Source organism: Microcystis sp. M169S2 (assembly GCF_020245865.1).
Classification (GTDB): Bacteria; Cyanobacteriota; Cyanobacteriia; order Cyanobacteriales; family Microcystaceae; genus Microcystis; species Microcystis ichthyoblabe_A.
Map to the genome: position 1 here is coordinate 1 of NZ_JADBUB010000021.1, position 10,282 is coordinate 10,282.

The following is a 10,282-nucleotide window of genomic DNA, read 5'->3' on the forward strand; positions in this document are numbered from 1 at the left end:
AATAGAAATTTTTTCTTTCTTCCAGACATCGATAATTTTTTGGCGAAAATCTACGGAATAGGGTCTCATAGGAAGCTGGCGATTTCTATTATTTGTCTATTTGCTTTTCATTGTACCTTATAGCTCCAAGAAGTGCTATATATTGGGATCGGAAGGGGCAATTTCTACGAAGTTAATAAAGTTAGTTTCTAAACCCTGATTAACTTTCTGCCAAGATTCCCCCGCATCTTCACTTTTATAAATACCATCGGATATTGAAGCTAAATAGAGAATATTTTTATTGAGGGGAGATAAGGATAGGGAACTTAATTCACCCGTATAATCTAAACCTTGAATTAATCTTTTCCAGTTGCTGCCTCCATCGCTAGATTTATAAAAGTTATTTCGCACCAAGATATATACTGTATTATCTGTCTGGAAATCAGGAGAAACTTCCACTTGACTAATTACATCATGGGGACGATGGGCAAAAGCAGCATTACCCCAAAGACAAAAAACTGTAGCGATTATCAATAAAATGAGATTAAACTTGTGGGCGAATCTCAGCAAACTTTGGCGATTAATCATACTTAAACTGCTAATATCGAGGATAAAAATTGACCTAATCTAGCAAAGGGCGATCAAAATTTAAGCAAGGGTTCTGTATGAGAATAGACGAAAATGCAGGGTAAGCTCATATAATTTGGTATAAATTGTACCCGACAAAAATTTCTGAATAGGTTGTTGAAATCGCAGGGTAAGCTCATCTAATTTGGTATAAATTGTACTTGACAAAGATTTCTGAATAGGGTAGTCAAATCGCCATAGCATCGTCCCGCACTGCCAGTACCCAGACTGAACCCCTGCTACCTCTGTATAATTTATAATTAAGCCTTAGTCTCACTGTTGTTGATGAAAATTAATCAGGAAATAGCTCATGGGTAAAGGTTTTGCCCCCGTTCTCCCCACCGAAAATAAAGCTCAACTAAAACCTGAGCTTCCTTTAACATCAATCAATGAAATTCAAGCTAGTTTATTGACTTATCTTCAAGATATTCCTGACCCGAGAGTGTCCCGAACCCAAAAACATTTATTAACCGATATTTTAGTCATTGCTGTTTTAGCAGGAGCCGAAGGTTGGGAAGACATGGAAAATTATGGACTCAGTAAGCAGTCTTGGTTATCTAAGTTTTTAGAATTACCTAATGGCATTCCTTCTGATGATACTTTTCGGCGGGTTTTTGAACGGATTAACTCGGAAGCTTTGGCCAAAGTTTTGTCTCAATGGCTGCCCCATTTAATCGGTTCTCTTTCGGGGGAAATAGTTCCCATAGATGGGAAAAGTCTCAGAGGTTCTTACGACCCTAATCAAGGAATTAAAGCCTTGCATTTAGTGACGGCTTGGACGGGGGAGCAGAAATTAGTTTTAGGACAAGTCAAGGTGGAAGATAAATCCAATGAGATTACCGCTATTCCCGCTTTACTAGAACTGTTAGACCTTCAAGGGGCAATTATCACCCTAGACGCTATGGGAACTCAAACGGCGATTATTAATCATATTCAAGCCAAAAAAGCTGACTACGTTGTCGCCCTTAAAGCTAATCATCCGACTCTTTATACTCAGGTCAAAAACTGGTTTGAGCAAGCTCAAGCACATCAATTTGATGATATTCAATTTAGTTATGATTACCGTCTGGAAAAGGGTCTTCATCGCCTCGAAAAACGTTGGTGTTGGGCTGTCCCTTTAGAAGCTTTCGGCGGTCTTTATCAACAAGCTCAATGGCTAGGACTTCAAAGTATTATCATGGTTAAACGAGTTCGTCATCTTGGTCATAAAACCACTTGTGAAGTCCAATTTTATCTCAGTTCTCTCCCCGCTGATGCTCAAAAAATAGGTAATGCTATTCGTAAACATTGGGGCATTGAAAATCAGGCTCATTGGATTTTAGATGTTACTTTTAATGAAGATAAATGTCGGATTCGCTCAGGTCACAGCCCTCATAATGGGAGCCTTCTTGAGACGAGTAGCACTTAACGCTCTTAACCAGGAATCCACTTACCGACGTAGTCTGGCACAAAAAAGTAAACGGGCGGCCATGGATAATAACTATATGATGGCTGTGCTGAAAGCCTTTTGTCAAGCCTAATTGAGATGCTCTTACCCTGGACGAAAATGGCGATTATAACCATTACTAAAATCGGGCTTATTTGCTATCAGCATAGATTAGAGCCAATCTCTACACTTTGATTATTGTAGAGACTCATTGCCTTTTGTAACCCTTGTTTGAGACCAAGTTCGATCGCTTTTCTGGACAAGTCTAACACTTTCAAGATCACTTGGTTTTCTTGGGGAGTGAATCGGCCTAAAACATGGGAAATAGTCGCTTTTTCGGTTGATTTACCGATTCCTATGCGTAAACGAGCGAAGTTTTCCGTGCCAACGTGGGCAATCATCGATTTAATACCGTTGTGTCCGCCCGCCGATCCCGATAGACGGATTCTCAACCGGCCTAGGGGCAGATCCATATCATCGTAAATAACTAAAATCGACTCTGGAGCTAGTTTATACCAGTCCAGCACCGCTCGCACCGATTGCCCGGAGCGATTCATATAGGTTTGGGGTTTCAAAAGACGAATTTTGCCGGGGAGGGGACCGTCACCCTCGGCGATAAAACCTTGAAATCGCTTATTTTCCTGCCAAGATAGCCCCCAATCCCGCGCTAATGAGTCCACAGCTTCAAAACCGATATTATGACGGGTGCGATCATATTTGGGTTCAGGATTACCCAAACCGATAATCAGCTGAGGAATAATTAAATTAGGGGTTTTATCGGAATTCATAGGGGAAAATCGGGTTTTTAACCAGGACCCGACTCTTATTATCACCGAATTAGCACTCCGAGCGATGGAACAAAGTTTCTAGATAAACCTTGGCACAGCTATTTTGTTCCTCAAAATTCATCCTTTCGGGGGATTGACAATTAAGCAGAAAAAATGACAGAGCCGCCGTAAACACACCATCTTGATCCCAACCGGGGTGAGTTTCTAGGTATTGTTGTAGGGATTGGTGGAGAATTTCGGGGATTTCTGCCAAGATACTGACTGATGTATTCATATCGTTTACCTCTAAATCTGAAGTGGGGAAATCCCTGACTCCTGTAGTGGACAGTAAGGACTATTGTGAGCCAAGTTGGGGGGAGTTGCAATATTACCAGATGTAAAGGAATGGTTTAGAAAAACTTAATATTTACGAGGGAATAAGGGTTAGAGCTAGATTTTATTTACTTAACTTAACAGTAACTTAGTATCTATCCATGGAGATTTTGACGGTCAAGATTAATTTTTTCTGGAAGCAAGTGCCGATTATACCGCTGTTGCCTGTGGAAAAGTCTGGGTAAACTGTGGAAAACTGGGGATTGAGTGGGGAAATACTGGGGAATGTATGGGGGAAAACATCGGGGAAAAATAAGATTTGCAAATTTTAGTCAGCAGTGCTGCTCAAGACTACTTAGGGTTTGCGGCAAAAAGTTTTTCGTGGGTGCAGGGTGTGGGGTGTGGGGTGTGGGGTTTTACCGATTTTGAGGTAGTCAGTTACCTAATTTTCAGGGAAAAAGTCCAGGAATTTTACCCCCGATCACTCCAATGGTCAGCAGTTTTTGAGGTCAAAAAAGTCTAAAAGCCTTATCTAACAAGGTTTTTAGATTTATTCAGCCAACCCTACTTAGGCACTCTTGCCAGAGTACCTTTTCTAGTTGAATGCTGGCTGCTATGCTTTCACCACCAATACGGAACAGGTAGCTTCTGCCACCACGAGACTACTAACAGAATCTTCGATCACCCGTTGAACTCCCGTTAATCCCCGGCTGCCGATCACGATCAGATCAGCATGATAGATATTAGCTAAACGAATAATTTCCTCCGCTGGATCGCCAAAGATGACCTCGATTTCACTAGGGGTAGCAATCTGGGATTGATAGCAGCGCAATTGATCTTCAATGATCTCACGGGAGGGGTGAGGGCGATCCACTGCCGATTCATCTCCCTCCTTACCAAGAATATGGGTGATGATGATGGAAGAATTTGCCGTTAGAGAGAGGGAATTCAAAGCATGAAGGACTCGATGGGATGATTCCCCACAATCTAAGGCAACAACGATATTTTTAAACATTTTGACTAAATCCTGCCACTAAATAAATTTTCAATTAAGATTCCGGAGCAAAAAATCTATAGACAATTTTATAGGTTATTGCGATCGGTTAAGATTTCGTAACCTGTGGCGGTTACTAAGACGGTATGCTCAAATTGAGCGGAGAGAGCATTATCCATCGTCACCACCGTCCAACGATCGCGCAAAGTTCTGGTATGTTTGGATCCCGCATTGACAATTGGTTCAATTGCCAGAGTCATCCCGGCGCGGAGTTTGACATTGGGTAACTGATGAGTGCGAAAATTAAATACCGAGGGTTCTTCGTGGAGATTTCTGCCGACTCCATGGCCGGTAAAATCTTCTACTACTTGGAAACCGTTAGCTTGAACGTGATCTTCGATCGCTGCTGCGATATCGAGCAGATAATTGCCAGCTTTTACCTGATTTATGCCTTTATATAAAGCTTCTTCCGCCACACGGATTAATTTTTCGGCTTTGGGAGAGACGGAACCGATCGCGATCGTGATACAGGAATCCCCATGATAACCTTGGTAGTAGGCCCCCGTATCTACCTTTAACACAGAACCGGCCTTGAGGCGTTTTTTCGGGCTAGGGATACCGTGAACGACTTCGTTATCGACGGAGGCACAAATCGAGGCAGGAAAGCCATAATAACCTTTAAAACTGGGAGTAGCACCCATTGCGCGGATACGTTTTTCCGCATGAGCATCCAGATCCGCCGTCGTCATCCCGGGTTGAGCGATCTGGGCAATTTCTTTGAGGACTGTAGCGGCAATTTTACCCGCTTGTCGCATAATAACGATTTCTGCGGCGGATTTAGTTTCGATTCCCCGGCGGCTTTTCTGTACTCGCGGTGAACCTACTTGCTCTGGGGTTTTAGTTTCGGGAAAAAGCAGCTTGGTTAGGATGTTCATGGAGATTTGGCTGTCGAGTCTTTACTTAACTTAGCATTTTCCCGGCGATCGATGACTGCTCTGGAGAAATCAAGGAACATCTAGAAAAAGAAAAGTCTCAAGGGGTGACAAGCAGATTGAAAGTGAAACAGGGTGTGGGGGTAAGGTGTAGGGAAAAACCTTGAGACTTTCCCCGAAATGAGGACGAGAGAATCAGGTTTAAGCTTAAGTAAGTTAATGAATTTGACGGCTGACAGCGAGGAGATTTTCCCCACACCCCACACCCAGCCTAGACTTCAACCTCGTTGTCACCCCTTCAGTAGAAAAGCTATAGTAGGAAAAAGGCTATTTTTCCGGCGAGGTGACAATTTATGGCAGTCAAAAAAGAGTTTTCCAGTTTTGAGGAACTGTTGCAAACCACTAATCTTCCCGTGTTAGTGGATTTCTATGCCACTTGGTGCGGTCCTTGTCAAATGATGGCTCCGATTCTAGAACAAACGGGAATGTATTTCAAAAATCGCCTACAAATTGTCAAAATTGATACAGACAAATATCCTAATTTAGCTACTAAGTACGGTATTCAAGCTTTACCGACTTTAGTAGTCTTTAAAAATGGTCAACCGATCGATCGAATCGAGGGAGTGGTGCAGGTTAACCAACTGGTTCAACATTTACAAACTCTGTTGTAAGATAATTTTGAACCAGAACTAGGAGTTAGTGTCATGGCAAAGGCGATTTGGAATGGTGCAGTGGTAGCGGAAAGCGATAACTGTGAAATTGTCGAGGGGAACTACTATTTTCCCCCCGATACCATCAAAGCTGAATATTTTCAACCCAGTAACACCCATACAATTTGTTCTTGGAAGGGAGAGGCTAGTTACTATACTCTCAGGGTAGATGGACAGGACAATAAAGATGCCGCTTGGTATTATCCCGATCCTAAGCCAAAAGCCCAAAATATCAAAGGATATATCGCTTTTTGGCGAGGTGTGCAGGTTGAGAAATGATCGCCATCTACCCCGGCAGCTTCGATCCAGTTACATTCGGTCATTTAGATATTATCGAACGCAGTGTGCCACTATTCGAGCGAGTAATCGTGGCAGTTCTCTGCAATCCCCATAAAAACCCCCTGTTTACCGTCGAACAACGCATAGAACAGATCAGCTACTGTACAAAACACCTGAAAAACGTTGAGATAGACAGTTTTTCAGGATTAACGGTTGAATATGCCAGATTGAAAGGTGCTAAGGTGCTGTTGCGGGGGTTGCGGGTTCTCTCGGACTTTGAAAAAGAACTGCAAATGGCACACACCAATAAAACTCTCTGGGAAGGAATCGAAACGGTTTTTTTAGCCACCACTAAAGAATATAGTTTTTTAAGTAGTAGCGTGGTTAAAGAAATCGCTCAATTCGGTGGCTCTGTCACCCATCTAGTCCCAGAAAACGTTTCTAGGGATATTTACTCATACTACAGTTAACATACTAAAATACAGTAATGAGGACGATCTGAACCTATGGCGCGCCGAGAACCTAATGATCCCAAAAAAGCAGTACCTAACACTTCTAATAGTGGGGTTCCCAGTCCACCCGTCGATTTCGATATCTATCAGGATTTGGCGCGTCTGCAAGAGATGATTTTTGATAGTTTCCATATCCCCCTCACCCGTTGGACAATGATCGATGAGGGACAGATTTCCGAACAGATCGATCTCATCTATGAAACCGTGCCACCAGCAGTACAGAAAGCTTTAGCCATTTTACAGGAAGAACAGGAAATTATCACTAAAGCGGAGGAATACGCTCAACAAGTCCTGCGTTCCGCTCAACAAAGAGCCGCCCAAATTCTCGACGAGTCTGGTATTATTCAACAAGCAGAACGGCAAGCGGCCCAAATTCGTCAACGGGTTCAGCAGGAATGCGAATCCTTGCAACAACAAACCCTCGATGAAATCGAACAGATGCGTCACAGCACCTTGCAGGAAGTACAACAGTTACGACAAAAAACCCAAGCTGAATGTCATGAAATTCAAAAAGGCGCTGACGACTATGCTGAAGCGGTTTTAGAAGATCTTGATCGACAATTAGGGCAAATGTTACAAGTTATCCGCAACGGTCGTCAACAGGTAAGATCGAAACCAACATCTTCAAAAAATCTACCCGGAGAACGTCCTTAATCAGTTATCAGTTATCAGATGTAAGTTTTGAGTTAATTAGTTAGTTATCTTTATCTTTATCCCTGATTACTCTTTTCTATTTACTGATCGCTGAAAAGAACCAAACCTCCGATTCCTCACCGATAACTGATAACGGAATTTCATGAATAACCCCTCCTCGAATTCCCATCTATTCGGACGCTTTCTCAGCGGGTTATTCAGCTGGAAAATTTGGTTATTAGTCCAGATTTTTCAAGGCAGTAAAAGCTTTTATCGATTCCTGTATCATTATTTATACCGTCGTCCTAAAATCGATCGCATTCTCGGTAGCGATGTTATCTATATCCCTGAGAAAAAACTTTATAGCATTCCCCTCGATGTGCTGAAAATGGAGCAGCAAATGGTTAATAATGATCGCCATCAGTTGACTTCCGTTACCACGTGGAAAGTTAAAACAATTCATCCCACCATCACCGAAACCGAGATCCAATTCCACGATATTACCGTCGATTTACAACAAGTACACCTGATTAAATCAGACTTTAATAACTACGATTATACTAACACTCGCCGCTTGGCTCCTCTTGTGAAAACCTTGCTTTTTGAAATTAACCCCAAAATTGCCAGTTTAGTAGAAAAGAAAAATCAATTACATAGACTGCGAAATCTGGCCGCATCTTCCGAAATTTTTCATTCACAAACCCCATTGTACGATCGAGCAATTAATCAAGTCCAGCTAATTATTGACCAAGCGGAAACTTTGAGACAAGAATGTTTAAAATTTATCCGAGAAACCCTGATCGAACGGGAATTAGTGCAATCCGATATCGATACCAATCTCGTTGATTTGCCCCTCGATTTTGCCAGTCAATATCAACTAATTCAAGAAAAATTTCAACTCTGGAAAGAAGAAGTACAAGCTTATTTTGAATTAAAAGATTCTTCTCTACCTAAAAATTAACTATCACCGTCAGTAATCAGTAATCAGTAATCAGTTATCAGTAATCAGTAATCAGTTATCAGGAGATTATTTTGATTTATTCTCCCCACTTCATAATTCATAATTCATCTACTTTTTCAGCAGGATTTAGTATTATGTCTAATTTAACGGTAATTCGTGAACATATTTTTGCTTGGGGAAAACGCACCTATATCATGGGTGTTTTGAACGTTACTCCCGATAGTTTTAGTGATGGGGGAGAATTTGACAATGTTGAAAATGCCCTGCTACAGGCGATGAAAATGATCGAGGCCGGGGCTGATATAATCGATATCGGTGGTCAATCCACCCGTCCAGGAGCGCAAGAAATTAGCCTAGAAGCAGAATTATCGCGAGTTATCCCCGTAATCACCGCTATTCGACAACAAAGTTCTATTCCTATCTCTCTCGATACCACTAGGGCGATCGTAGCAGCCCAAGGTATCGCCGCCGGGGCCGATTTGATCAATGATATTTCTGGGGGAACCTTCGATCGCCTATTATTGCCTACGGTGGCTAAATTGGCCGTTCCCATCATCCTCATGCACCTGCGGGGCAATCCGCAAACCATGCAATCTCTAACACATTATGATGATTTAGTCAAGGAAATTAAAGAATTTTTACAGAATCGCGTTAAGGAAGCTTTACAGTGGGGTGTTGCTAGGGAAAATATTATCATCGATCCGGGGATTGGTTTCGCCAAAACTGGACGACAAAATCTTGAGTTATTGCGAGAATTAGGGCAATTTCGGGATTTAGATTTACCTATTTTAATTGGATTGTCGAGAAAACGCTTTATCGGCGAGATTACAGGCAAAGATGACCCAAAAGAACGAGTTTTCGGAACGGCGGCGGCCTGTGCCATAGCGATCGCTAAGGGGTCCGATATCCTGCGGGTTCATGATGTGGCTGCGATCGTAGATGTGAGTAAAGTGGTGGACGCAATCGAGCGAAGTTGAAAATTTTTGCTAGTCTTAGAATCATCCACAGTTCGATCGAAATTAGCGATGAATAGCCAACTAACCAGCGATCATTGTATGTTACCCGTGATTCGATCTCCCCGGGATTATCAAGTTTTTCGCATTAGCGCTGGGGATACGAATCGTTTAGCGATCGTCTTTGATTCTACCGTAGCGGGGGATTCCTTGACCGTCTGTGTGGAAATTTTCGATCCCCACGGTTGCACCCCTACCCATCGTCATCATTTTGCTGTAGAAATGTTTTTTATCCTCAAAGGGGAGGGAATGGCTATCTGTGATGGTAAACCGATTCCCCTCGGTCCAGGGGATAGTTTATTAGTCCGTCCCACGGGTATTCACGAGATTAGAAATGTGGGGGACGGAAGACTTTATGCACTATGTTTTATGGTTCCCAATGAGGATTTTTCGGAATTAATTCGCAATGGTATCCCAGAGGAGTTAGACGCAGAAGATTTAGAGGTGTTGATGGGAACTATTAAAGGATGATCAAGCCATATTATTCCTTAAATTTTGGTATTTTTTTTCAGGAAAAGAGCGATAAAAAAGGTAAAGGTTCCTCCCAGAAGTCCGAAGATTAGCCAATTTAATCTTGGATAGCCTTTATTGATAGCGATGACTGTAGCAATGCCACCGATGAGACAATGCCAGAAAAAAAGCAACAAGAATAAATCCAAACTCGGGGAAATATCACCAATTAGTTTCATATTTTATCAGTAGAGCGATCGAGTTAATTTTTTAGATAGCAAATCTCGAGAATTTTTCCAATGACCGAATCCCTTAGCCTGTGTTATGTTTACTCACATCGATTAAGTATTTCTCTTATTTTTTTGTCCAAGGCCATTTTGTTCCCATCTCGGTTAAAGCTGAAAAAACTAGATAGAGAATGAGAAGAGCAACACAAAAGAAGAAAGTCAATAAGTCGTTATTCATCGAGTTATCGCTGATAGCTTAAAGGTCACTAATTCACTACTATCCATTCTACTTAGCAATTGCTGTTTTTCTAGACTGTTGAAACAGGATTGATCATTGTTGCTGTTGTGCCAAATAGTTAAGCACTGTTTCCAGATTCAAGTCTAAGCGTTCCGAGATTTGTTGCGGGGTTAAACCGAGGTCTTGCAGTAGAGGAATTGT

General features: G+C 42.0%; 12 protein-coding genes and 3 pseudogenes. 8 read left to right on the forward strand and 7 right to left on the reverse strand.

Features of this window, described 5'->3' with window-relative positions; genetic code table 11:
* Positions 1-138 precede the first annotated feature (138 nt).
* A pseudogene (locus IM485_RS01980) lies at positions 139-567 on the reverse strand (WD40/YVTN/BNR-like repeat-containing protein); the annotation flags it as partial.
* Between the two features lie 349 nt (positions 568-916).
* Here IM485_RS01980 and IM485_RS01985 point away from each other — a divergent pair.
* A pseudogene (locus IM485_RS01985) lies at positions 917-2,126 on the forward strand (ISAs1 family transposase).
* Between the two features lie 67 nt (positions 2,127-2,193).
* Here IM485_RS01985 and pth read toward each other — a convergent pair.
* The 4 genes from pth to map all read right to left on the reverse strand — a co-directional run bounded on the left by pth (position 2,194) and on the right by map (position 5,061).
* Positions 2,194-2,820 carry an aminoacyl-tRNA hydrolase gene (pth, locus tag IM485_RS01990; protein WP_193960646.1) on the reverse strand — a complete coding sequence of 209 codons (627 nt, stop codon included), beginning with the start codon at positions 2,818-2,820 and terminating at the stop codon, positions 2,194-2,196.
* Between the two features lie 49 nt (positions 2,821-2,869).
* Positions 2,870-3,094 carry a DUF2811 domain-containing protein gene (locus tag IM485_RS01995; RefSeq protein WP_104397586.1) on the reverse strand — a complete coding sequence of 75 codons (225 nt, stop codon included), beginning with the start codon at positions 3,092-3,094 and terminating at the stop codon, positions 2,870-2,872.
* Positions 3,095-3,745: 651 nt separating this feature from the next.
* Positions 3,746-4,147: a universal stress protein gene (locus IM485_RS02000; RefSeq protein WP_104397587.1), complete on the reverse strand. Its 402-nt coding sequence runs from the start codon at positions 4,145-4,147 to the stop codon at positions 3,746-3,748.
* Positions 4,148-4,215: 68 nt separating this feature from the next.
* Positions 4,216-5,061, reverse strand: a complete 846-nt coding sequence (gene map / locus IM485_RS02005; protein ID WP_287740890.1) for a type I methionyl aminopeptidase — start codon at positions 5,059-5,061, stop codon at positions 4,216-4,218.
* A 350-nt stretch (positions 5,062-5,411) separates the two neighbouring features.
* Here map and trxA point away from each other — a divergent pair, with 350 nt between their 5' ends.
* From trxA to IM485_RS02040, 7 genes are all read left to right on the forward strand, one after another.
* Positions 5,412-5,729: a thioredoxin gene (trxA, locus tag IM485_RS02010; protein WP_002739627.1), complete on the forward strand. Its 318-nt coding sequence runs from the start codon at positions 5,412-5,414 to the stop codon at positions 5,727-5,729.
* Between the two features lie 33 nt (positions 5,730-5,762).
* The gene (locus IM485_RS02015; RefSeq protein ID WP_002750041.1) at positions 5,763-6,047 is read left to right on the forward strand and encodes a DUF427 domain-containing protein; all 285 of its coding nucleotides are present in this window, start codon (positions 5,763-5,765) and stop codon (positions 6,045-6,047) included.
* Entirely contained in the window at positions 6,044-6,517 is a 474-nt protein-coding gene (coaD, locus tag IM485_RS02020; RefSeq protein ID WP_287740893.1) for a pantetheine-phosphate adenylyltransferase, read from the forward strand. The genes IM485_RS02015 and coaD overlap by 4 nt, the downstream gene beginning before the upstream one ends.
* 36 nt (positions 6,518-6,553) lie before the next feature.
* A complete protein-coding gene (locus IM485_RS02025) occupies positions 6,554-7,213 on the forward strand; it encodes an ATP synthase subunit B family protein (protein WP_104397590.1) in 660 nt (219 codons plus the stop codon).
* A 142-nt stretch (positions 7,214-7,355) separates the two neighbouring features.
* Positions 7,356-8,153 (forward strand): hypothetical protein, encoded by a 798-nt coding sequence (locus IM485_RS02030; RefSeq protein ID WP_104397591.1) that lies wholly within the window; start codon positions 7,356-7,358, stop codon positions 8,151-8,153.
* Between the two features lie 134 nt (positions 8,154-8,287).
* On the forward strand, positions 8,288-9,130 hold the full coding sequence (folP, locus tag IM485_RS02035) for a dihydropteroate synthase (RefSeq protein ID WP_104397592.1): 843 nt from the start codon (positions 8,288-8,290) through the stop codon (positions 9,128-9,130).
* A gap of 48 nt (positions 9,131-9,178) precedes the next feature.
* Positions 9,179-9,637 (forward strand): cupin domain-containing protein, encoded by a 459-nt coding sequence (locus IM485_RS02040; RefSeq protein ID WP_002800061.1) that lies wholly within the window; start codon positions 9,179-9,181, stop codon positions 9,635-9,637.
* A 17-nt stretch (positions 9,638-9,654) separates the two neighbouring features.
* Here the strand turns inward: IM485_RS02040 and IM485_RS02045 are convergent, their stop codons facing one another.
* Entirely contained in the window at positions 9,655-9,855 is a 201-nt protein-coding gene (locus IM485_RS02045) for a hypothetical protein (protein WP_104397593.1), read from the reverse strand.
* A gap of 319 nt (positions 9,856-10,174) precedes the next feature.
* Positions 10,175-10,282, reverse strand: a pseudogene (locus IM485_RS02050) (Rpn family recombination-promoting nuclease/putative transposase); the annotation flags it as partial.

What these genes read in the sequence shown, in the direction of transcription:
- pth (WP_193960646.1), bottom strand. Translation starts at nt 2,820, where the DNA reads ATGAATTCCGATAAAACCCCTAATTTAATTATTCCTCAGCTGATTATC.
- IM485_RS01995 (WP_104397586.1), bottom strand. Translation starts at nt 3,094, where the DNA reads ATGAATACATCAGTCAGTATCTTGGCAGAAATCCCCGAAATTCTCCAC.
- IM485_RS02000 (WP_104397587.1), bottom strand. Translation starts at nt 4,147, where the DNA reads ATGTTTAAAAATATCGTTGTTGCCTTAGATTGTGGGGAATCATCCCAT.
- map (WP_287740890.1), bottom strand. Translation starts at nt 5,061, where the DNA reads ATGAACATCCTAACCAAGCTGCTTTTTCCCGAAACTAAAACCCCAGAG.
- trxA (WP_002739627.1), top strand. Translation starts at nt 5,412, where the DNA reads ATGGCAGTCAAAAAAGAGTTTTCCAGTTTTGAGGAACTGTTGCAAACC.
- IM485_RS02015 (WP_002750041.1), top strand. Translation starts at nt 5,763, where the DNA reads ATGGCAAAGGCGATTTGGAATGGTGCAGTGGTAGCGGAAAGCGATAAC.
- coaD (WP_287740893.1), top strand. Translation starts at nt 6,044, where the DNA reads ATGATCGCCATCTACCCCGGCAGCTTCGATCCAGTTACATTCGGTCAT.
- IM485_RS02025 (WP_104397590.1), top strand. Translation starts at nt 6,554, where the DNA reads ATGGCGCGCCGAGAACCTAATGATCCCAAAAAAGCAGTACCTAACACT.
- IM485_RS02030 (WP_104397591.1), top strand. Translation starts at nt 7,356, where the DNA reads ATGAATAACCCCTCCTCGAATTCCCATCTATTCGGACGCTTTCTCAGC.
- folP (WP_104397592.1), top strand. Translation starts at nt 8,288, where the DNA reads ATGTCTAATTTAACGGTAATTCGTGAACATATTTTTGCTTGGGGAAAA.
- IM485_RS02040 (WP_002800061.1), top strand. Translation starts at nt 9,179, where the DNA reads ATGAATAGCCAACTAACCAGCGATCATTGTATGTTACCCGTGATTCGA.
- IM485_RS02045 (WP_104397593.1), bottom strand. Translation starts at nt 9,855, where the DNA reads ATGAAACTAATTGGTGATATTTCCCCGAGTTTGGATTTATTCTTGTTG.